Raw genomic sequence first — 22,412 nt, forward strand, 5'->3', positions numbered from 1 at the left:
CGGCCATCTCCTCCGCTGTCGTCCTGGCGAAAGCCAGGACCCATTACCCCAGACAGGAGTTTGGTGAAGACTCGTCGCTCGGTACGCCCACCGCGCCACACCGAGAGATTCCGCGGTATGGGTCCTGGCTTTCGCCAGGACGACGTTGTGGAGGCAACGCGCCCCGCAAGGAACCAGCCCCTCCCCACACCCGTTGTCCCTCGACATCTGCACCACCCCGCAGAGCATCGAGCCATGTCGGACGCCTACGATTATTTTCGCGCGCACGCGATCGCCGCCGCCCGCAAGGCGCGGGCGATGCCGCCGGGGCGGCCGAAGCAGAAGCAGCGCACCGTGGCGCGGGTCTATCACCTGCTATCCAAAGAAGCGGCGCTGACGCCGAACGTCCATCATCTCGATGATTTTCGCGCGGCCCGGCGGCTGGAGCGGCAGATCGGCCGCTGATCTCTGTCCATGCAAATTTGGTCATCTGCCATTCCGCGAGAATAGATGTCCGTCCAGTTCCGCGACGGTTGACCTTTTTACCGCCAGCCAGTTGGATGCGCGCGCAACGAGGCACGACGACATTCTATCGTGGATCTGGAGAGGTCGACGATCAGGCCTGAGCCCGCGCGGGGTTTTTGGCGATCCGGCGTTGGACTGTGCCTTCAGGGTTCGACAGGGGCTTCTCATGACCTTTTCCAGTATCTTCGCGCAGTTCGTCGCGTTCATCGGCGGCATCGCGCTGCAATGGCGCAAGATGACGGGCACCGAGCCGCCGCCTGCCTGGGGCCAGACGCCCGCCATTCCCGAAGCCAAGCCGCAGGGCGCGATCCCGACGCTGAAGATGCCGACCGCGCGCGGCTGGCGCGAGGGCCATAAGCCGACCGTCGCGCCCGGGCTCAAGGTCAATGCGTTCGCCACCGGCCTCGATCATCCGCGCTGGATCGAGGTGCTGCCCAATGGCGACGTGCTGATCGCGGAGGCGACGCAGGTCGCAGGCGCCCCGCGCAGCGTGTTTCACTACGCGATGCAGGCGACGATGCGGCGCGCCGCCGCGCTCGGCGTGTCCGCCAACCGCATCACGCTCTTGCGCGACAAGGACGGCGACGGCGTCGCCGAAGTGCGCGGCGCCTTCATGGAGAATCTCAACCAGCCGTTCGGCATGGCGCTGGTCGGCGACACCTTCTACGTCGGCAACACCGACGGCGTGATGGCGTTCCCTTACGTCGCCAATGCCGACCGCATCACCGCGCCGGGCAAGCGGCTGACCACCTTCAAGCCGGCCGGGCACTGGACGCGCAGTCTGCTCGCAAGCCCCGACGGCAAGAAGCTCTATGCCGGCGTCGGTTCGCTCAGCAACATCGCCGAGATGGGCATGGAGGTCGAGCAGGGCCGCGCCGCGGTCTACGAGCTCGATCTCGTCGCCGGCACGCATCGCATCTTCGGCGCCGGCCTGCGCAATCCGGTCGGCCTCGCCTGGGAGCCGACGACCGGCGTGCTCTGGACCGTCGTCAACGAGCGCGACGGGCTCGGCGACGAGACGCCGCCGGACTATCTGACCTCGGTGCGCGACGGCGGCTTCTACGGCTGGCCCTATTGCTATTGGGGCAAGACGGTCGACGATCGCGTGCCGCAGGATCCGGCGATGGTCGCCAAGGCGCTGCAACCGGACTACGCACTGGGCGGCCACACCGCCTCGCTCGGCCTGTGCTGGATGCCCGCCGGCACCCTGCCCGGCTTCGGAGACGGCATGGTGATCGGCCAGCACGGCTCGTGGAATCGCAGCAAGCTGTCCGGCTACAAGCTGGTGTTCATCCCGTTCGAGAACGGAAAGCCCTCCGGTCCCGGCCGCGACATCCTGTCGGGCTTCCTGTCCCCGGACGAGAAGGAATCCTACGGCCGCCCGGTCGGCGTCGTGATCGGCCCCGACAAGAAGTCGCTGCTGATGGCCGACGACGTCGGCAACGTGATCTGGCGCGTCACGGGGGCGTAAAGGCTCTATTGTTTGAGCATGATCCTTCCGGAAAACCGCTTCACACTTTTCCGGATCATGCTCTAGGTCCCCACACACAGCGTGGCGCGCTGCTTGCGCAGCAGCGCGATCACGGACAGTGCGGTGATCAGGCCGGTCTTGGGATTCTCGGACGGGATGTTCTCGATGGACATCGAGAAGCGCGCCGAATCCGCCTCGACCTCGACGCGATGAACGTTGCGCGTCACGGTCGGGTCGGCCCAAACCTGCATCTGGGTGCGATCGGGCCCGATGCCCGCCAGCGACAGCGCAACGGCGACATTGACGTTGGCCGGAAAGCCCTTCGCCGCCTCGCGCGCGCTGCCCTCGAACAGTTTGAGCGGCTCGCGCAGATTATCGATGTCGATGTTGTTCTGGACGATGAAGGGCGCGCCCTTGAGCCCATCGATCGGCTTGCGCGTGACCATCTTCACCGAATGGATGGTGCCGACCGCGGCGGCGTTGACGGCATCGAGGCCGATCAGCGCGCCGGTCGGCACGATGATGCGGCCGCCATTGGCGCGGGCGAGATCGACGAGATCGAAATTGTCGAGCAATCCGCCGACGCTAACGACGACCGCGGCCTTGCCGCGCTTCACCGCGGGCTCGACGATCGCACGCAGCTGGCTGCTCGGCGCGCATTCGACCACGATGTCGGCGGCATCGCCGAGCTGGTCGATCGGCAGGATTTTCGGCGGACGGCGCAGGCCGCTGATGAAGGCCTGATGCTTCGCAGGATCGCGCACGGCCACAGCCGACAGCGCCAACCCCTCGATGCCCTGATCGAGCGCGCTGGCGACCTTGGTGCCGATCGAGCCCAGGCCCGCGAGGGCAACCTTCAACTCGCCCGAAGCTTTCCGTTCAGTCATCGTTCCCACCGTTTGTCCAAGCCAATGTCATAGCCGCTCACGCCTCCCGCGCATAGCTGCGCAGGCGTGCCTCCAGCACCGCCAGCATCGCATCGCGTGCCGGATCGCGCGAACCGCGCAACCAGGCGGCGGCGAGCGGCAGCCGGCCGACCGGCCCGCTCTGCTTCGGCCGGAGCGGCACGAAGCGCACCCCCGGGACCGCCATCCGCGTGGTCCAGCGCGGAACGATCGCGACCCCGAGCTTCGTCGCCACCAGATTGATGATGGTCTGCTTCTCGTCGGCCACCTGCACGATCCGCGGCGCGAGGCCGGCCTGCTCGAACAGTTTTATGGTGAGGTCGTGGCTGTGCGGCCGCGAGCGGCGGTCCGGCACCAGCATCGCCTCGTCGGCGATCTGCGCCAGCGTGACCGACTTGCGTGCAGCGAGCGCGTGCCGCTGCGGGAACGCCACGATGGCGCTCTCCTGGAGCAGGTCGCGGAATTCCAGGCGCTTGTCCGCGCTATCAGGCGGACGGACGAAGGCGAGATCGAGCGCGCCGGTCAAAATCTTCGGCAGCAGCCGGACGGTCTTGTCCTCGAGCAGCTGCACGGCGACGTCGGGATGCTTGTCGCGAAAGTCGCGCAAGAGCGGCGGCAGCAATCCCGCCGCGGCACTGTCGATGGCGCCGACCCGCAGCCGCCGTGCGGCCCCCGCGCGCGAGCGATTGCGAAGGTTGCTCTCGACCGCCTCGACCTTGGCGAGGATGGCGCGGGCATCACGCAGCAGCGTCGTGCCGTCCTCGGTGAGCGACACCGCGCGCGTGGTTCGCGCGAACAGCCGCGTTCCCAGATCCTCCTCCAGCAGCCTGATCTGCCGGCCGAGTGCGGAGGGCAGCATCTGGAGTTGCTGCGCCGCATGGCCGAAATGCAGCTGCTCGGCCGCCGCCACGAAGCATCGAAGCTGATGCAATTCCATTCGGATCCTTCTCGTCTCTGCTCGTGAGGATTATATCATTTTTTTGTATAAACCAGCGCCAATTGAGTATGCCGCCTGCCCCCGCCTAGGTTCGCTGCCGGCGTAGACCTCCAGGTCCGCCTTACAACAACAAGCCGGAACCGAGGAGGCCAGGGTGGCGAGCGAGATTCAGACGCGCGTGCTGCGCAAGATCACCTGGCGCATCGTTCCCTTCATCATGTTGCTGTACTTCGTCGCCTTCATCGACCGCGTCAATATCGGCTTTGCCTCGCTGACGATGAACAAGGACATCGGCCTGTCGCCCGCGGTCTACGGCTTCGGCGCCGGCATCTTCTTCTGGGGCTATTTCCTGTTCGAGGTGCCCTCCAACATCATCCTGCACAAGATCGGCGCGCGGATCTGGATCGCGCGGGTGATGATCACCTGGGGTCTCGTCTCGGCCGCGATGGCCTTCGTGCAAGGGCCGACCAGCTTCTACATCCTGCGCTTCCTGCTCGGCGTTGCCGAGGCCGGCTTCTTTCCCGGCATCATCCTCTATCTCTCCTACTGGTTCCCGGCACGCCAGCGGGCTGCCGTGACCGCGCTGTTCATGGCCGCCGCGCCGCTCTCGACCGTGCTGGGCTCGCCGATCTCGGGCGCGCTGCTGGAGATGGACGGCCTGCTCGGCTTTAGGGGTTGGCAATGGCTGTTCGTGCTGGAGGCGCTGCCGGCCGTGCTGCTCGGCTTCGTCGTGCTCGGCTTCCTCACCGATCGCCCGGAAAAAGCAAAGTGGCTCGCCGATGACGAGCGGCGCTGGCTGGTCGAGACCATGAACGTCGAGACCACCAGCAAGGCCGCGACCGCGAGCCACAGCATCTGGCGCGGCCTCGCCGATCCGCGCGTGCTGGCGCTGTCGCTGATCTATTTCGGCACCTCGGCCGGCCTCTACACGCTCGGCGTCTGGGCGCCGCAGATCATCAAGCAGTTCGGCCTGTCCTCGCTCCAGGTCGGCTTCCTCAATGCATTGCCGGCAACCGCGGCCGTCGTCGCCATGATCCTGTGGGCGCGGCATTCGGACCGCACCGGCGAGCGCACCTGGCATGTCGTCTGGGCCTGCCTGATCGCCGCAGCCGGGCTCGCCTATGCCGGGCTCGCGGCCAGTGTCGTCGCCGTGCTGGTCGCGCTGACGCTGGTCAATATCGGCATCTCCTCAGCAAAGCCGCCGCTGTGGAGCATGCCGACGCTGTTCCTGTCCGGCCCTGCGGCCGCGGCCGGCATCGCCACGATCAACTCGATCGGCAATCTCGGCGGCTTCGTCGGACCCGCTATGATCGGCTGGATCAAGGACCAGACCGGCAGCTTCGTCGGCGGACTCTATTTCGTCAGCGGCCTGCTCGTTCTCTCGGCCGCCCTCACCCTGCTATTGTCGCGCGCGAAAACCGCGCCCGTCGAACCCGTCCCGCAATCCCACTGATCTCTCAAACGGAGCCTTCCCATGCGCACCCATTCGATCGCAGCCATTCCCGCCGACGGCATCGGCCCCGAGGTCATCTCGGCCGGCGTCCGCGTGCTGGAGGCTCTCGCACAACGCAGCGGCGACCTCGCCTTCAACGTGAGGACGTTCGACTGGGGCTCGGACTATTACAAGAAGCACGGCGTGATGATGCCGGCGGACGGCCTCAGCGAATTGAAGAAGTTCGACGCGATCTATTTCGGCGCGGTCGGCGCCCCCGATGTGCCCGACCACATCACGCTGTGGGGCCTGCGCCTGCCGATCTGTCAGGGCTTTGACCAATACGCCAACGTACGGCCGACAAAGATCCTGCCGGGCGTCGCCTCGCCGCTGCGCAATGTCGGCGTCGGCGATCTCGACTGGGTGATCGTGCGCGAGAATTCGGAAGGCGAATATGCCGGCATGGGCGGCCGCGCCCACAAGGGCTTGCCGGAAGAGGTCGGCACGGAAGTCGCGGTGTTCACCCGCGTCGGCGTGACGCGGATCATGCGCTATGCCTTCCAGCTCGCGCAGTCGCGTCCGCGCAAATTCCTCACCGTCGTGACCAAGTCGAACGCGCAGCGCCACGGCATGGTGATGTGGGACGAGATCGCAGCTGAAGTTGCGACCGAATTCCCCGACGTGACCTGGGACAAGATGCTGGTCGACGCCATGACGGTGCGCATGACGCTGCATCCGAAGAGCCTCGATACCATCGTCGCGACCAACCTCCACGCCGACATCCTCTCGGATCTCGCCGGTGCGCTGGCCGGCAGCCTCGGCGTCGCCCCGACCGGCAACATCGACCCGCAGCGCCGCTTCCCCTCGATGTTCGAGCCGATCCACGGCTCGGCCTTCGACATCACCGGCAAGGGCATCGCCAACCCGGTCGCGACGTTCTGGACCGGCGCGCAGATGCTCGAGCATCTCGGCGAGAAGGATGCGGCTGCAAGATTGATGGCGGCGGTGGAGCGCGTCTGCGCGGCCGGCGTGCTGACCCCCGACGTCGGCGGCAAGGCGACGACGAAGGACGTGACCGACGCCGTGATCGACGCGATCCACGGCTCGAACGTCTAGTTTCAGTCGGTTCAATCCCGACGTCACTGCACGCCGTAGCGGGCGAACGCGTCGGCGATCTTGAGGTCGATGAGCTTCGCTGCCGAGACGTCGCGACCGCCGCCGGCGTTGTCGCCCTGCCTGAGCCTGGCAAGTCCGCGTCCATAGAGCGCGCTTGCCAGGTTCGGCGCCAGGCGCAGCGCCGAGTTGTAGTCGTCGATGGCCGCGGCGAATTGGCCCATCTTCAGGTGGATCAGTGCGCGTGAATCGTATGTCGCGGCATCGTTCGATCCCGACTGAATCACCTTGTCGCAGTCGTCGAGCCCGGCCTGCAGGTCGCCGATGATCGCCCGGGTCCAGCAGCGTCCGCTCCATGCCCACGTCAAATTCGGATCGAGGCGGATGGCCTCATCGAAATCCCGCGCCGCCCGCTCATATTGATTCAGCTTCAGGTGGGCTTCGGCGCGGTTGGCGAAGGCGCTGGCATAGTCCGGATTGAGCCTGATTGCCTCGTCGAAGGCCTTGACCGCGTCCTCATACGCCCCCTTCCTCAAATAGGCGACGCCGCGATTGTTGACCGGCTTGGCATAGCCTGTGGCGAGCTCGCTTGCCCGATTGAAGTCGCTGATCGCGCGGTCGTACTCCGCCGCGGCGGCATAGGCGTTGCCGCGATTGTTGTAAGCCACAGCCAGCGACTCCGGCTTGGCATCACCGGAATTGATCAGCGCCGTACAGCCGGCGATCCGGGTTTGGGCCGGAAGACGGTCCGTGCCGTTGCACTGCTCGATGCTCTGGAGATGACTTTTCTTCTGCGGCTGCTGCGCGACCGCCAGCGAACCGAGCGACAGCAGCACAAGAACGGGCGCGACACTGTCGATGATGGCGGCCCTGATCGTCATGTCCGTGCCGCTTCAGCATCCTCTGCAGATGTTCGGCCTGGGACCACTCCCCTGCTCGGGCGCCGCAGCAGTGATGCGTTTCTTCATCAATTTGCTCTTGCCCTCTTCGATGAGGGTCGAGAACCTGACCGCGCCGTCATCCGCAATTTCGATATGCGGCGTGGTGCCCCGGATTCCCATCGTTGCAACGGGCGTATCGACTTTCATATCGCCGCTCTTCGCGATCTGGCCGGCGACAAAAGTCGCCGTTCCCTTGGCCAGATTGAAGAACGTTGCGTTGGACTTGCCGTCCGGCTCGTACACGTACTCGTCGAGGGCCATGCGCGCGTTGCTCGACAGATTGAACGACGAGCCATCGCTGAAATTGATGCTGACCCGGCTGTCCGCCCCGGTTCGCACCACGTCGCGCAGATAGACGGTATCGCCGACCTTGGTTTGCGCGGCCGGATCGCCGAGCTTCGCCTGGACGACGACCGCACCTGCATGCTCGATCGAGACCGAACCTGTAACGGCGACGACCTTGCCGATGGGTTTCGGCACAACGTCCTCAGGGCCGCGTGTCGCGGGATTGACTTGAGCCTGCGCCAGCGCAGCGAGAACGCTCGCCGATGCCCAAATGAAGCCAGTCACCAAAACCGCAATCGTATGCTTGCACATGACCCGCCCTTTCCGAGAAGATCTGCGTGGCGCTTGATGGGAGCTATGTGAGCTTCGACCAAGCTCGCGTGCATTGTTAATATCTACAACCTGGATCGGCCCTAACGGACCCGTCATCCAGAAAAAGCAATTCTGCCGTGCTTGATCTTAGGCCCAAGCCGTTTGCCTGGCCAGCGAAAGTGAGCTAGATGTTGCATAGCTCGACCGTCAACTTCTTGAGAGCGCAAATTGTAAGCGCGGAGAGGCATCTCCGCTGAACCTGCCACCACCTTGGCTATACCTATAAAGTTCGCATTTCATACCAGACGTTTTCGGCGTGCAGGCCTGGGGTTGCTAACGCCAAAAATTGCGCCCGCGGCGTAGCAATACCGACAAGAAGACCGCGGCACCGCGCCGAGCCGGAATTGTTCGGCGCGCGAGGCCACGGCTATGTCAGTTGCGTTTGGCGTTGGATCCCAGAACGGGGTCACCAAGACTTTTCCCCTCCAGATCATCGGCATCGTTCAAAGCACGTTGGGATACATAACCCTCGCGCGCGATGACGGCCCGCCCACACAGGTCAGCATTGGCGACCTTGTCTGCCGCCATGACGTAATCGAAACGGCTGCGGATGCGCAGATCGGGATCCGGCTGCTCGACGACACCATCTTCAATGTCGCCAGCGGAGCTCGCGTCGAACTGCGCGAGTTCGCTTGCGACTCCGACTGCGTCTCGCGTTCGACGATCGTCGCGGTCACCAGCGGAAGCTTTGCGTTCGCGGCCGGTCGGCTGGCAAACAGCGGCACCCTGACGGTCGACACGCCCCTCGGCAGCGTTCGCGGCCGCTCGCATGCGACCGGCTTCGGCATCCTGACGATGGCGGCGCTGACTTTCTCGATGGTGAAAGAAGCACAAGGCTCGGACCCCGACGCCACGTTTCTCGACAGCGATACGCTCACTTACAAGGACCTTCAACACGGCGCCTTCGAGCTCATCACCAAGGAGCGCGTACCGCGGCACATCATCGTCGATGATCCAGGCGAAACCGTCGTCCTGAACAGGATCGGCTCCTCGGTCAGCGTGAATCAGGTTACCAACAGCGCTGCTCGCATGGAGGAGCTGCACGCAGCCCAACAGGACGTGCTCGCCAATCTCACGCGCGGCCCGACGGGATCCAGTACGCCACCTGGCGTCATCGCCCCCTCGCTGCAGCACATCAACTTCAACTCGGATAACGCGCCGGCGCCGCTGAACCTGCTTCCGGCACTGTCGCCGGCCGACATACCCTTGATCGTACGTCCGCCGCCGTCACTGAACGTGCCGGGCGGGCCCACCGAAATCGACACGATCGCATTCGACGACACGTTCACCGCGACAACCGGCACTTTCACCGCCAGCAGCCCGCTCAATTCCCCCCTCACCTACGGTCTCAGCGGCGGGACGGCGGGCACCACGGTCCTGGACGGACAGACCTACGATCTCTCGCAGACCGGTGCGTATGGCACCCTCTATCTCAACAGCGCATCCGGCGCCTACACTTTTGTTCCGAACGCGGATGCAATCAATGCCCTGTCGTCGCCGACGACCATGGGCTTCATCATCACGGTCTCGGACGGCGAGTTCTCGACGAGCCGAACCTTCGTCGTCAACATCCACGGCGTCAACGACACCGCCATCATCTCCGGCAACGCCGCCGGCGCAGTGGTGGAGGCCGGCGGCGTCGCCAATTCGGCGCCGGGCACGCCGAGTGCAACCGGAACGCTGACAGACGCCGACGTCGACAATCCGCCCAACACCTTCACGACGGTCAGCTCGCCGACCAGGAGCGCGGGCGGCTACGGCACGTTCACGATGACAACCGGCGGCGTTTGGACCTACACGCTCGACGACAGCAGCGGTACAGTGCAGTCGCTGAATGCCGGCGATACGCTGATCGATCGGTTCACCGTGACCACGATCGACGGTACCCCGCAGCTGGTGACGATCACGATCAACGGCACGAACGACGCCGCAATCATCTCGGGGACTGCGACCGGTTCAGTCGTCGAGGCGGGCGGCACTTCGCCCGGCACGCCGGTCGCGACGGGCACGCTTCTCGCAGCGGATGTCGACAACCCCGCCAACACGTTCGCGGCGGTCAATACGCCGACGGCAAGCGCGCACAGCTATGGCAGCTTCACCATCACCACGGCGGGCGTGTGGACCTACACGCTGGACAATAACAGTACCGCAGTGCAGGCGCTCAACAATGGCGCCACGCTGACAGACAGCTTCACGGTGACCTCGGCCGACGGCACCGCACAGACAGTGACGATCACCATCAACGGCAGCAACGATGGGGCGGTCATTTCCGGAACGACGAGCGGCTCCGTGATCGAGGCCGGCGGTGTCGCCAATGGTACGCCCGGTACGCCGACCGCGACCGGCACGCTGACCGATCTCGATCCCGACAATGCGTCCAACACCTTCACCCCGGTCACCACGCCTAGGACAAGCGAGGGCGGCTTCGGCACCTTCACGATGGCGGCGCTGGGCGCGTGGACCTACACGCTCGACAACAGCAACAGCACAGTACAGGCGCTCAATGTCGGCGATACGCTGCACGATCAGTTCACCGTGACCACGGTCGACGGCACGCCGCAACTGGTGTCGATCACGATCAACGGCACCAATGACGCCGCTCTGATTTCCGGAACGACGGCGGGTTCGGTGCTCGAAGCCGGCGGCATCGCCGCCGGCACGCCGGTCGCGACCGGCAGGCTCACCGATACCGACCTCGACAATCCGGCCAACACGTTCACCGCGGTGACCTCGCCGAGGGCCAGCGACGGCGGCTACGGCACTTTCACGATGACCGCGTCCGGGCTGTGGACCTATACGCTCGACAACAACAACGCCGTGGTCGACGCGCTGGATGTCGGCGACACGCTCACCGATCATTTCACGGTGACGTCGATCGACGGCACCACGCAAGAGGTAACGATCGCCATCCATGGCGCCAGCGACGCCGACCCCAACGACTTCGACAATCTGGCGACGGGATCAACCGTCGTCTCCGATCCCCCGTTCGTCTACGGCACGCCTGGACACGACAGCGTCGCCGGCGGCGGCAGCGTTTCCCAGATCGTCTATGGCGGTGCTGGCGACGACACCCTGAACGGAACCGGCGTGAACGACACCATCTTCGGCGGATCCGGCAACGATACGATCAAGGGCAACAACGGGGCCGACGTCATCTACGGCGGCTCCGGGCAAGACACCATCGACGGCAGCAACGAGAACGACACCATCATCGGCGGCTTCGGAGCGGACAAGCTCACGGGCAGCAACGGCGATGACGTCTTCGTCTATCTGTCGGCGGTCGATTCTAGGGCCGGCCAGTTCGATACGATCACCGATTTCAGATCGGGAAGCGACAAGATCGATTTGACGGCGATCGGCGCGCTCGGATTCGTGATCCTGGCATTGAGCTCGACAAACTCGTCCGTGCCGCCGCACACCATCGCCTGGATCTACGACAGCTCGGCCAACGAAACCATCGTGTATGTCAATCCGACCGATCAAATCCTCCAGATCGGCGATTCCAGCCTGCTGGAAGTTCATCTCCAGGGCGTCGCGACCATCGATTCCTCAGACTTCATCGTGGATCAAGCCGCGGCACCGGTCCAGGCGGTGAGCGACACAATCGATCCGGCCGCCGCCACGCAAGGCGACGCGACGATCATGACATCAAGCACCTCCGACGCCTCCACCGAGGCGACGTATAATAGCGGCTCTGTTTCGTTGGACGGAAGCTCGACCGCAATCGATGTGAGCTATCCCTTCGATATCGAGCGGGATCACAGCGCGTGGAGCCACGAGATCACTGCTTCCGCCACGGACGAGACTGCAACACTCTCCGGCCTCTCGGAACCGAAAATCCATTCGCTATCGATGGAGCCCGTCAAATTTGTCTTCGAACCGCCCCGGACCGACGACAGCATCCATGCAAACGGAATCGCCACAACCGGTACGACGGAGCAAAATCATGTCGTCGCTTTCAGCATGACGGATGCGCTCGTTGCCATCGACCAGCATCCAGACAACGGCAAGGCTGCCGAGGCTCATGGCCATGCAAGCCTTGCCGATACCGCCAGTGCTCTTCTCGATATCGCCTCCCAGAAAGGCCTCGGGAACGGCGGCAACCCTCATTCGAATCAATCTCAAGACAGCAAACACAGTCATGCTTCGATGGAGACGCCCGACAAGTCCAATGGCCAACCTCATTCTGCGGCAGACGACACGCACGGTCCACACGGAAACGCGCAGGGCCATTCGTCAGGACCGGGCGATTCCTTCAACTTCGTGAATCCGGCGATCGAGAAGTCGAGCATCGCATTTGTGGACGATCTCCCGACGCCGCCCGATCATCATGAAGGCGTGGCACATGCCTACGGACATGGTGGCGCCACGGCAGCGGGCGAGGTCCCGCAGCTGGATGATGTCGCTCACGGCATGGGCGGCTCAGGCGGGTCTCATGGGCAGCACGATCTCCTGGTGTGAGCTCGATCTGCTGAGACCGCTCTTGCTCTACTTCCGCCCGGAGTGCGGCGGTGTCGCCATCGCGGCGGCAGGCTCCGGCGGCGCCAGATGGCGCGGGACGATGATGGTCTGTCCTGGGGTGAGTTGCGCGTTCTCCGCAAGCGAGTTGCTCTGCGCGAGCGTCCACAGCGGCACGCGATTGGCTGTGGCGATGCTCTCCATGGTGTCGCCGCGGCGCACCGGCACCCGCACGCCGCTGTCCCACAATTCGACCAGCGTATCCGCAGGCACGAGATAGCGCAGCGGCACGGCATCGGCCTGGGTCTGCGGCGGAATGCGCGGCAGCTGCGTCACCATCTCGACGATCTGACGATGGATGTCGTCGGACTTCTCGATATTGATGTGCGAGACACGGCTGTTTTCCTTCAGGTCGTAGCTCGCGTAATGGCCGCGATAGCCGGGCACCGCCACGACGTCGCCGCCGCCGAGCACGCTGTCGGACAGGAAGATGTTGATGAAGCGCTCGACATTGAGCGGCACGTCGCCGGTCGCGTGCGCGGGATCGATGGCGATCACCAGGCTGATCGGGATGTTCTCCTTGGCCGCCATCTCGGAGATGACGACCGAGCACAGCCCGCCCATCGAATGGCCGATCAGCACGATGGGCGCCGGACTCTCCTTGTAGCTGGCGATGGCGCGGTTACCGATCAGCCGGCAGATCGTGAATTCATAAACGTCGGCCGAGAAGCCGGCCTGCGTCAGTTTCTCGCTGAGCCGGTCCATGCCGGTCGAGAAGATCGGCCCCATGGCACCGCGGAACAGGTAGATTTTCGGCGGCGGCAGCGGCTCGGCGGGCGGCGCGGGAGGCGGCGCTGTGGCGGTCACGGCCGGGCGCTTCGACTTGGCCGGTGAGGCCACAGCCATGCCGTTGCCCAAGGCGAGCAGCGCCACCGCTGCCAGCACGACTAGCCGCCTCAAATCAATCATCAGTCCAGCAGTCCCACCACGGGAGGCAAGAGCCTCTCCCAAACCGGCTTAGTGACGACCGATTGGGTGGTTTTTGGGGCACGGGAACCGGGGCGCGACGCACCGCCGCGCGCATCAAAGCCTCGTGACCTGCCGGATGAGCACGCTCCCGGCCCATCATTGCCTGCCCTTGAGCCGGCTGCGATGTGCGGCCTGCTTGGCGCGATTGCCGCAGACCGCCATGATGCACCACCGCCGTGCGCGCCTGCGGGTATGGTCGGCGAACAGCATCGTGCAGTTATGGCCTTCGCACGCCTTCACATCGGTGAAGTCTTCCTCGCAGACGAACTTCGCCATGGCTTCGCCGACGGGCAGCAGCAGGGACTCCGGTGATCGCCAGCGCCGTTTCATCCGCAACGCGAGGCCACGATCGCTGTCGTCCTGCCGCGCTTCGATATGTCTGAACATTACGTCTTGTTGCAAAATGCTGTTCAGCGGACCGAGCTCCTCCAGAGCGCTCGGGCCAAGCGGTCGGCCCGCATGCTCCAGAACAAAGCCCCTGAACCACTCGCGCAACGCGCGGGCCTTACCGGCGACCTTGTCGAGCTCGCCGGGCTTTGCCTGCGCCCTCAACGCGTTCAGCTCCTCCGCGGGCACCAATTTCGCCTGCGACAGCCAGTCGATCAGGCCATCGCCATCGTCGATCCAGTCGACAGGCATATCGACTGGCGTTGCGACCGAGTTGAGGAAATCGAGGCCGAGCGAGTCGGCGATGAACATGGCGAGCGGTCTGTCCATGAACGGTCCTTGGCCGTCGAAGCAACGTTACCTTAGTAACCACTAAAGAGCCTATTGACAAGTTACTCAGGGGAGACGTAACCTAATTATAGGCTTTAGACAGGTTACTATCAGCAATGGAGACGGGCATGACCCCGACCACGTACCGCACCGCCGACGTCGATGGCTTCAAGGTGTTCTATCGCGAGGCCGGCCCCAGAGGAGCGCCGAAGCTGCTGCTGCTCCATGGCTTCCCCAGCGCCGGCCACATGTTCCGTGACCTGATCCCGTTGCTTGCCGACAAATTCCACATCGTCGCGCCGGACCTTCCCGGCTTCGGCCAGTCCGACATGCCTTCGCGCGAAAGCTTCCGCTACACCTTCGACAATTTCGCACAGGTGATCGAGCGCTTCACCGAAGTGATCGGCTTCGATCGCTTCGCGATCTACGTCTTCGACTACGGCGCGCCGACCGGCTTCCGGCTCGCGCTGCGTCACCCCGAGCGGATCACCGCGATCATCTCGCAGAACGGCAACGCCTATGAGGACGGGCTCAGCGACGGATGGTCTCCGATCAAGGCCTATTGGCAGGATCCCTCGCCCGCGAACCGCGAGGCGCTGCGGGCCTTCCTCACGCCGGAGGCGACGCGCTGGCAATACACCCATGGCGTTCCCGATCAGGCGACCGTGTCGCCAGACGGACAGAACCTCGACAATTTCTATCTGGCGCGCCCGGGCTCGGACGACGTGCAGCTCGACCTGTTCGGCGACTACAAGAGCAACGTCGCGCTCTATCCGTCATTCCAGGAGTATTTCCGCACGCACAAGCCGCCGTTCCTCGCGGTCTGGGGCAAGAACGATCCGTTCTTCATTCCGCCCGGCGCCGAAGCGTTCAGGCGCGACAATCCCAATGCGGTCGTGCAGTTCTTCGACACCGGCCATTTCGCACTGGAGACGCATGCGCGCGAGATCGCGGAGAGCATTCGCGCGTTCCTGAAGTGACGTGAGCTGTGGCGATCGTCGATTGCCACAGCGCGCGCCAGCCTAAAGCGGCAGCATCCGGTTCAAGAGGTCGAGCAGCGTGCGCTGCTCGACCTCGCTCAGCGGAGCCAGCATCTTCCGATTATAGGGCTCCGTCAGCCTTGCCCCCTCGGCAATCAGCTTTGCGCCCTTTGGCGTGAGCATGAGTTCGACCGCACGGCGGTCGGCCTTGGAGCGGTTGCGCTTGATGAAGCCGGACGATTCGAGCTCGTTCAGGATCTTGATCAGGTTCGGCAGGCGCAGCCGCAGCAGGCTGGCGAGACTGCTCGGCGGCACACCGGGATTGTCGCGGATCACGGCGAAGATCGCGTAGGTCGCGGGCGTCAGACCCAGGGCGGCGAACTCCTCGTAGAAGCCCTCGAAGAATTTCAGCTGCGCGAGGCGCAGCATGAAGCCGGGCGTGCGCTGAAGCGCATTCAGATCCAGCGATTTCTCCTGCTGCTCGGCAGATTTAGCTCCGGATTTCGGGGTCTTCGGGCTCATGATTTGCAATCCCTGGGCGGGCCGAATTGACACTCTCAAAAATAGCTATAAAATATAACTATTATTCAGCGGCACCAAGACCGCCCATGGGAGAGGGACACAATGAACAGCAAATTCCTGCACAAATTGTGCATGTTGGCCGCAATGCTGACCGCGGCGCCGGCGTTCGCCCAGGACGCGGTGAAGATCGGCATCCTCAACGACCAATCCGGTCCGTTCGCGAGCTATCAGGGCATCGGCTCGGTCGTCGCCGCCAAGATGGCGGTCGAGGATTACGGCGGGAAGGCCGCCGGCAAGCCGGTCGAGGTCGTCGCGGCCGACCATCAGAACAAGACCGATATCGGGATCGGCATCGCCCGGCGCTGGTACGAGAACGAGAGCGTCGATGCGATCTTCGACATCCCGAACTCGTCGATCGCGCTCGCGGTGGCCGGCATGAGCGCCGAGAAGAACAAGGTGTTTGTCGGATCGGGCGCCGGCACGGTGCTGCTGACCGGCGAGAAGTGCACGCCGAACACGGTGCACTGGACCTACGACACCTATGCCTATGGCCGCGGTCTCGGCAAGGCGATCGTGCAGCAGGGCGGCAAGAAGTGGTTCTTCATCACCGCCGACTACGCCTTCGGTCATGATCTGGAGAAGCAGGCCGCGGAAGCCGTGAAAGCGTCCGGCGGCGAGGTGCTCGGCAGCGTGCGGCATCCGCTGGGAACGGCCGACTACGCCTCCTTCCTGCTCCAGGCCCAGGCATCGGGCGCGAATGTCGTCGGCTTCGCCAATGCCGGTGACGACACCATCACCTCGATGAAGCAGGCCGCCGAGTTCGGCCTGACCCGGGACCACAAGCTGGTTGGATTGATCCTTGGCATGAACGGCCTTCCCGCGCTGGGCCTGAAATTTGCGCAAGGCGCGCAGATCATGAATCCGTTCTACTGGGATCTCAACGACGGCACGCGGGCGTTCGCCAAACGCTTCGCCGAGCGCATTCCCTCGAAGGCCTATCCGAACGACATGCAGGCCGGCGTCTATGCCTCGGTCATCCACTACCTCAAGGCGGTCGACAAGATCGGCAGCGCCAAGGACGGCAAGGCCGCCGTCGCCGCGATGAAGGAGATGCCGACCGACGATCCGCTGTTCGGCAAGGGCTATATCCGCAAGGACGGACGCAAGATCCATCCGCTCTACCTGCTCCAGGTCAAGGCGCCGGAGGAATCGAAGTCAGCCTGGGATCTGCTGAAGGTCGTCGCCACGATCAAGGGTGAGGACGCGTTCCGCGCCGAGAGCGAAGGCCAGTGCCCGCTGACCAAGCAATAGCGGGATCTGACCATGAGCGGCATTGCATCCAGCCAGGCCGACCCGTTTGCGCCTGACTTCCTGATGGACCCCTATCCCGCCTATCAGGCGCTGCGCGCGCTCGGGCCTGTGTTCGAATTGGAGCGTTACGGCGTGTGGGCGATGGCCGGTTATGCCGAGGTCGAGCCGGCGCTGAAGGACTGGAAGACCTTCATCAGCGGCGAAGGCGTCGGACTCCACGGCATGAATCCGGCGCTGCCAAAACCGCTGACGCTCCAGATCGATCCGCCCGACCACGACAAGGGCCGACGCGTCCTCGGCCGCACGCTGTCGCCGGGCGTCGCAAGGAAGCTGCGCGAGACGTTCCAGCGGGAGGCCGAGAAGAAGGTCACGGAGCTGATCGACAAGGGCACGTTCGATGCCGTGACGGATCTTGCGGAGGCCTTTCCGATGAAGGTGTTTCCGGACGCGATCGGCATCCGGCCCGACGGCCGCGAGAAGCTCTTGGCCTGGAGCACGTTCGTGTTCAACAGCTTCGGTCCCGAGAACGAGATAGCCGCGGCTTCACGGAAGGAAGGACTCGCGGCGCAGAGCTGGATCATGGAATGCTGCGCGCGGGATGCGCTGCGGCCCGACAGCCTCGGCATGATGATCTACCAGGCGGCCGACGAGGGCGAGATCACCGAGCACGAGGCAACGCATCTGGTGCGGCCGTTCCTCACCGCCGGGATCGACACCACCGTCAACGGCATCGGCAACACCCTGCTCGCGCTCGCCACGCATCCGGACGAATACCGCAAGCTGCATCACAAGCCGGAGCTGGCGCGCAACGCGTTCGAGGAAGGCCTGCGCTACGATTCACCGGTGCAGACGTTCTTTCGCACCACCTCACGCGAGGTCGAGATCGCAGGCGGCGTGATCCCCGCCCACCGCAAGGTGCTCCTGTTCATGGCCTCGGCCAATCGCGATCCCGCGCGGTGGGACAGGCCCGATCGCTTCGAGGTCGAGCGGGTCGCGACCGGCCATGTCGGCTTCGGCGCCGGCATCCACGCCTGTGTCGGCCAGATGATCGCGCGTCTGGAAGGCGAATTGATCTTCGGCGAGCTCGCACGGCGCGTGAAGACGATCGAGCTCGCGACCGAGCCGAAACGCAGGCTCAACAATTCGCTGCGCGGGCTGGAGAGCATGCCGGTGCGTGTGACGGCCGCTTAGGCGGCATCACACGATCCGGGCGCCAGCGATGTGCTCAGTTCCTCGCCGGAGCCGTTGCCGCCGCGGCGCGAGCGGGCCGCGATGCGCCGGGTTCGGCGACGGGAGCCGGGGCGCGCGAGCGCATGATCGCGGCGTCGATCTCGGCGATGACGCGGCGCTGGATCGCCTCGTTCTTGTCGATCGAGATATGGCCGACGCCGGTGCCGCGCACGTCGACATTGTCGAGCTTGCCGCGCAGGCCCGCCGCAGCCCGCACCGGCTCGCCGGGGCCGTCGCCGATATAGATGTTGATGTAGCGCTCGGCGCCAGTCGAGAGCTTGGTCTTGAACACGGAATCGAGGCCGATCGCGAGCTTCACGGGCACGCCGAGCTGGTTGAGCTTGGCGATCATGTCCGGCAGCGCGGTCGCGCCGGAGGAATGGCCGACCAGGATGATGGTCTTGATGCGGCCGGCCCTGTAGGCGGTCGCGGCTTCATCGGCGAGCGAGGACCAGGAGACGAAGTTCGCGACGGTCACCGGGATGCCCTGCGCCTGGAGGCGGGAGCCGATCGTGTCGAGCCCGAGCGAGAAGATGTTGAGCACGCCGCGGAGCAGGTAGACATGCGTGGTCGCGACCTGGGCCTGGCTCGGCGCCGCCCTCGCGGTGGTCGGGCTGATGGCAACAACTGACAGCAGAAGCAGGCAAATCGCCCACACACGGAGGGCGGGCAATTGGCTGGCGCCGGCGGTGTGACGGCCGTTCGGTCTCATCGATGTTTTCCCTGGGGACAATACGCTTCGCGATTGGCCGGAATCGTAGCCACGGCCCGCTCGCAGACGCAACAAAGAGCCGCGTGAGCGACAATCTTAGCCGCAGCCCGTGGCGGTTGCGCAACACTAGCCCGGAACCTGCCACCAAAGGGCCTGTTTTGAGACCATTTTTCTCCAGCCGATTGCGGCCGGGCAAGGGCATTCCTATCTCAGGGCTCCGCTGACCGCCCTTCCGGGCCGGTTCCAGCCCCCTCCCCAGCCTTTGCCCTTCAGCCTTACGGCCATCATGTCCTCCATCATCTCCGTCGCCAACCTGTCGAAGACCTATGGGTCCGGCTTCAAGGCGCTCAAGAACGTCAATCTCGATATCAAGCGCGGCGAGATTTTTGCGCTGCTCGGCCCGAACGGCGCCGGCAAGACCACGCTCATCTCCATCATCTGCGGCATCGCCAACCCGAGCGAAGGTAAGGTTCTGGTCGGCGGCGAGAACATCCAGACCTCCTACCGCAAGGCGCGCTCGCTGATCGGTCTCGTGCCGCAGGAATTGCACACCGACGCCTTCGAGAGCGTGTGGGCCACCGTGAGCTTCTCCCGCGGGCTGTTCGGCAAGCCGAAGAATCCTGATCACATCGAGAAGGTGCTCAAGGACCTCTCGCTCTGGGACAAGAAGGACAACAAGATCATCACGCTCTCCGGCGGCATGAAGCGCCGCGTGATGATCGCCAAGGCGCTCTCGCACGAGCCGCAGGTCCTGTTCCTGGACGAGCCCACCGCCGGCGTCGACGTCGAGCTGCGCAAGGGCATGTGGGAAGTCGTGCGCACGCTGCAGCAATCCGGCGTCACTATCATCCTCACCACGCATTACATCGAGGAAGCCGAGGAGATGGCCGACCGCATCGGCGTCATCAACAAGGGCGAGATCGTGCTGGTCGAGGACAAGGCGACCTTGATGCAGAAGCTCGGCAAGAAGCGACTGACGGTGCACTTGCAGGGCAAGGTCACATCGTTGCCGGAGAGCCTCGCGCATTACGAGCTCGACCTCTGCGACAACGGCGCGACGCTGGTCTACGACTACGACACCAAGGGCGAGCGCACCGGCATCACCAGCCTGCTCAGCGACCTCCGCAATGCCGGCATCCGCTTCAACGATCTCGACACGACGCAATCGTCGCTCGAGGACATCTTCGTCGACCTCGTGAGGACGTCATGAATCACCGCGCCATCCGCGCCATCTATCTGTTCGAAATGGCGCGCACCTGGCGCACGCTGCTGCAAAGCATCGTCTCGCCGGTGGTTTCGACCTCGCTCTATTTCGTGGTGTTCGGCGCCGCCATCGGCTCGCGCATCAGCCAGGTCGAGGGCGTCAGCTACGGCACCTTCATCGTGCCGGGCCTGATCATGCTCTCGGTGCTGACACAGAGCATCGCCAACGCCTCCTTCGGCATCTACTTCCCGAAATTCACCGGCACGATCTACGAGATCCTGTCGGCGCCGATTTCATACCTCGAGATCGTACTCGGCTATGTCGGCGCCGCCGCGACCAAGTCGATCATCCTCGGGCTCATCATCCTCGCCACCGCCGGGCTGTTCGTGCCGCTGCATATCCACCACCCAGTCTGGATGCTGGCCTTCCTGGTGCTGACGGCGGTGACCTTCAGCCTGTTCGGCTTCATCATCGGCATCTGGGCCGACGGCTTCGAGAAGCTGCAGATGATCCCGATGCTGGTGGTGACGCCGCTGACCTTCCTCGGCGGCAGCTTCTACTCCATCGACATGCTGCCGGCGGGCTGGCGCACGGTCGCGCTGCTCAATCCGGTCGTCTATCTGATCTCCGGCTTCCGCTGGAGCTTCTACGAGATCGCCGACGTCAGCGTATCCGTCAGCATCGGCATGACGCTGGCGTTCCTGGTGATCTGCCTCGGCATCATCTGGTGGATTTTCCGCACGGGTTACCGGCTGAAGAACTAGCCGTCACCGGTAGCAATGAAAGCGGTGATAGCCATCGTAATACCCGTGGCAGCGGTGGCGATAGTGGCGATGGGGAATGCCGAACACGCCCTCCACTGCACCCACGGCGCCGCCGACACCGGCGCCGACCGCACCACCGACCACGCCTCCGACGGGACCGGCGATCCGGTGACCTTCATAGGACCCTTCCTGGGCGCCGCGCACGATGCCTTGAGCATGACCAGCTCGAGGCAATGCGAGCAGTGCAAGCAGGATGGCGGCGGTCGCGAACAGCAGGCGGACGGGCAAGCCGGCCGGCAGGGCGGCGGCGGTAACGCGGGCTTTGTTCATCTTCAGTCCCAGGGAAGTACAGAGTAAACGGCGGCGAATGCCGCCGTTGGGCAGGCCATCATCAACGCACCGCGCGGCCAAATGGTTGCGCCTTTGTGACGAATTGTCGGCGATGTGAACGCATGTCCGCTCGCGAAAATGTCAGCATCGCCGCTGGCCGCGCGGCACAAAGCGGCCTTGCTTACATCAGACATCACGTTAACGATGGGTCGGCGGGCCGCTGGAACGGAAGCCGGATTGCAGGCATATTGCATGCCGGGGGACGGAGAGCCGCGGTGTTATTGTTTGAGCATGATCTTTTCGGAAAACCGCTACACACTTTTCCGGATCATGCTCTGGCGTGAAACAGGCCGGAGGCCAGAACTCAAATGCGTTTCCAGATGCGTTCATTTTTTATCGCTTTCACCTCCCTGATGCTTTTGAGCGCTGGCACCGCGCAGGCCAAGGTCGAGATCACCGTCGACAAGGACAATCAGCAGATGACCGTCGCCGTCGACGGCGTCGCGCGCTACCGCTGGCCGGTGTCGACCGGCATCCCTTCGCGCGAGACGCCGGGCGGCGCCTTCCGCGCCTTCCGCATGGAAGAGGATCACTACTCCAAGGAATTCGACGATGCGCCGATGCCGCACGCGATCTTCTTCACCAAGGTCGGGCACGCCATCCACGGCACGGACTCGGTCGGCCGGCTCGGCTCGCCGGCGTCGCATGGCTGCGTGCGCCTGTCGCGCCAGAACGCATCGACGCTCTATGCGCTGGTGCAGCAGCAGGGCGTGCTCAACACCACGGTGACGCTGACCGGCTCGGCGCAGGTGGCGCTGGCCCGCAATCCGCGCGGCCGCACCAACACTGCGGTGGCCCGCGCCCAGCAGCCGGCAGAGGAGCAGTACGCCACCACGGGTGATCCCGTGAACCTGACGCCGCCGGCACAGCCCGCCCGCCGCTACATGCCGCAGGACGACAATTACATCTATCCGGCCGATGGCAGCGACACCGGCGCACGCTATCCGGCACCGCGTCCGATCACGCGCCCCTATGGCACGCAGGCCTATCAGCAACTGCCGCAGCCAACCTACGACCAGGGCTATGGCCAGCAGGGCTACTATTATCAGCAGCAGCAGCCTCGCCAGTATTATCAGCCGCGCGGCAATTACTATCAGAACTGACGCGGCCGCCACCAAGCGCCCTTAACAGTCGA

The 22,412-nt window shown here is 64.4% G+C and carries 20 protein-coding genes; 11 read left to right on the forward strand and 9 right to left on the reverse strand.

All coding sequences use genetic code 11. The features are described 5' to 3' along the window. Window positions 1–234: 234 nt before the first annotated feature. Both XH79_RS40345 and XH79_RS40350 read left to right on the forward strand, forming a co-directional pair. Complete coding sequence (locus XH79_RS40345; protein ID WP_212339627.1) at window positions 235–444, forward strand: hypothetical protein; 210 nt, start codon at window positions 235–237, stop codon at window positions 442–444. 226 nt (window positions 445–670) lie between these two features. Then, complete coding sequence (locus XH79_RS40350; RefSeq protein WP_212339628.1) at window positions 671–1,975, forward strand: PQQ-dependent sugar dehydrogenase; 1,305 nt, start codon at window positions 671–673, stop codon at window positions 1,973–1,975. 62 nt (window positions 1,976–2,037) lie between these two features. Here the strand turns inward: XH79_RS40350 and XH79_RS40355 are convergent, their stop codons facing one another. Further along, entirely contained in the window at window positions 2,038–2,862 is an 825-nt protein-coding gene (locus XH79_RS40355) for an aspartate dehydrogenase (protein ID WP_271585300.1), read from the reverse strand. A gap of 37 nt (window positions 2,863–2,899) precedes the next feature. Continuing rightward, window positions 2,900–3,817, reverse strand: coding sequence for a LysR family transcriptional regulator (locus XH79_RS40360; protein WP_271585301.1), 918 nt, complete (start codon window positions 3,815–3,817; stop codon window positions 2,900–2,902). A 154-nt stretch (window positions 3,818–3,971) separates the two neighbouring features. On the opposite strand from XH79_RS40360, the gene XH79_RS40365 reads away from it, so the two are divergent. Both XH79_RS40365 and XH79_RS40370 read left to right on the forward strand, forming a co-directional pair. Then, window positions 3,972–5,270: an MFS transporter gene (locus XH79_RS40365; RefSeq protein ID WP_271585302.1), complete on the forward strand. Its 1,299-nt coding sequence runs from the start codon at window positions 3,972–3,974 to the stop codon at window positions 5,268–5,270. A gap of 21 nt (window positions 5,271–5,291) precedes the next feature. Beyond that, window positions 5,292–6,365, forward strand: a complete 1,074-nt coding sequence (locus XH79_RS40370; RefSeq protein WP_271585303.1) for a tartrate dehydrogenase — start codon at window positions 5,292–5,294, stop codon at window positions 6,363–6,365. 23 nt (window positions 6,366–6,388) lie between these two features. Here XH79_RS40370 and XH79_RS40375 read toward each other — a convergent pair whose 3' ends face one another. Together XH79_RS40375 and XH79_RS40380 are read right to left on the reverse strand one after the other, a co-directional pair. Continuing rightward, a complete protein-coding gene (locus XH79_RS40375; RefSeq protein ID WP_271585304.1) occupies window positions 6,389–7,243 on the reverse strand; it encodes a tetratricopeptide repeat protein in 855 nt (284 codons plus the stop codon). 12 nt (window positions 7,244–7,255) lie between these two features. Then, a complete protein-coding gene (locus XH79_RS40380; protein ID WP_271585305.1) occupies window positions 7,256–7,900 on the reverse strand; it encodes a FecR family protein in 645 nt (214 codons plus the stop codon). Between the two features lie 429 nt (window positions 7,901–8,329). On the opposite strand from XH79_RS40380, the gene XH79_RS40385 reads away from it, so the two are divergent. Beyond that, a complete protein-coding gene (locus tag XH79_RS40385) occupies window positions 8,330–12,421 on the forward strand; it encodes a VCBS domain-containing protein (protein ID WP_271585306.1) in 4,092 nt (1,363 codons plus the stop codon). A 27-nt stretch (window positions 12,422–12,448) separates the two neighbouring features. On the opposite strand, the gene XH79_RS40390 is transcribed toward XH79_RS40385, so the two are convergent. Together XH79_RS40390 and XH79_RS40395 are read right to left on the reverse strand one after the other, a co-directional pair. Continuing rightward, window positions 12,449–13,387 (reverse strand): LysM peptidoglycan-binding domain-containing protein, encoded by a 939-nt coding sequence (locus XH79_RS40390; RefSeq protein ID WP_271585307.1) that lies wholly within the window; start codon window positions 13,385–13,387, stop codon window positions 12,449–12,451. Window positions 13,388–13,543: 156 nt separating this feature from the next. After that, window positions 13,544–14,164: a CGNR zinc finger domain-containing protein gene (locus XH79_RS40395; RefSeq protein WP_271585308.1), complete on the reverse strand. Its 621-nt coding sequence runs from the start codon at window positions 14,162–14,164 to the stop codon at window positions 13,544–13,546. A gap of 128 nt (window positions 14,165–14,292) precedes the next feature. On the opposite strand from XH79_RS40395, the gene XH79_RS40400 reads away from it, so the two are divergent. Beyond that, complete coding sequence (locus XH79_RS40400; protein ID WP_271585309.1) at window positions 14,293–15,144, forward strand: alpha/beta fold hydrolase; 852 nt, start codon at window positions 14,293–14,295, stop codon at window positions 15,142–15,144. Window positions 15,145–15,186: 42 nt separating this feature from the next. On the opposite strand, the gene XH79_RS40405 is transcribed toward XH79_RS40400, so the two are convergent. Continuing rightward, window positions 15,187–15,666 carry a MarR family winged helix-turn-helix transcriptional regulator gene (locus tag XH79_RS40405; protein ID WP_271585310.1) on the reverse strand — a complete coding sequence of 160 codons (480 nt, stop codon included), beginning with the start codon at window positions 15,664–15,666 and terminating at the stop codon, window positions 15,187–15,189. Between the two features lie 102 nt (window positions 15,667–15,768). On the opposite strand from XH79_RS40405, the gene XH79_RS40410 reads away from it, so the two are divergent. Together XH79_RS40410 and XH79_RS40415 are read left to right on the forward strand one after the other, a co-directional pair. Then, window positions 15,769–16,977 (forward strand): ABC transporter substrate-binding protein, encoded by a 1,209-nt coding sequence (locus XH79_RS40410; protein ID WP_271585311.1) that lies wholly within the window; start codon window positions 15,769–15,771, stop codon window positions 16,975–16,977. 12 nt (window positions 16,978–16,989) lie between these two features. Beyond that, window positions 16,990–18,168 carry a cytochrome P450 gene (locus tag XH79_RS40415; protein WP_271585312.1) on the forward strand — a complete coding sequence of 393 codons (1,179 nt, stop codon included), beginning with the start codon at window positions 16,990–16,992 and terminating at the stop codon, window positions 18,166–18,168. 34 nt (window positions 18,169–18,202) lie between these two features. Here XH79_RS40415 and XH79_RS40420 read toward each other — a convergent pair whose 3' ends face one another. Beyond that, entirely contained in the window at window positions 18,203–18,919 is a 717-nt protein-coding gene (locus tag XH79_RS40420; protein ID WP_271585313.1) for a hypothetical protein, read from the reverse strand. A gap of 286 nt (window positions 18,920–19,205) precedes the next feature. Between XH79_RS40420 and XH79_RS40425 the strand changes: the two genes are divergently transcribed. Together XH79_RS40425 and XH79_RS40430 are read left to right on the forward strand one after the other, a co-directional pair. Continuing rightward, on the forward strand, window positions 19,206–20,129 hold the full coding sequence (locus tag XH79_RS40425; RefSeq protein ID WP_271585314.1) for an ABC transporter ATP-binding protein: 924 nt from the start codon (window positions 19,206–19,208) through the stop codon (window positions 20,127–20,129). Continuing rightward, complete coding sequence (locus XH79_RS40430; protein WP_271585315.1) at window positions 20,126–20,887, forward strand: ABC transporter permease; 762 nt, start codon at window positions 20,126–20,128, stop codon at window positions 20,885–20,887. Before XH79_RS40425 ends, XH79_RS40430 begins: the two co-directional genes overlap by 4 nt. Window positions 20,888–20,890: 3 nt before the next feature. Here the strand turns inward: XH79_RS40430 and XH79_RS40435 are convergent, their stop codons facing one another. Further along, the gene (locus tag XH79_RS40435; RefSeq protein ID WP_271585316.1) at window positions 20,891–21,217 is read right to left on the reverse strand and encodes a hypothetical protein; all 327 of its coding nucleotides are present in this window, start codon (window positions 21,215–21,217) and stop codon (window positions 20,891–20,893) included. A 380-nt stretch (window positions 21,218–21,597) separates the two neighbouring features. On the opposite strand from XH79_RS40435, the gene XH79_RS40440 reads away from it, so the two are divergent. Next, window positions 21,598–22,380 (forward strand): L,D-transpeptidase, encoded by a 783-nt coding sequence (locus tag XH79_RS40440; protein WP_271585317.1) that lies wholly within the window; start codon window positions 21,598–21,600, stop codon window positions 22,378–22,380. The last annotated feature ends 32 nt before the right edge of the window (window positions 22,381–22,412 follow it).

It is taken from the genome of Bradyrhizobium sp. CCBAU 45389 (assembly GCF_028128625.1).
Classification (GTDB): domain Bacteria; phylum Pseudomonadota; class Alphaproteobacteria; order Rhizobiales; family Xanthobacteraceae; genus Bradyrhizobium; species Bradyrhizobium liaoningense_B.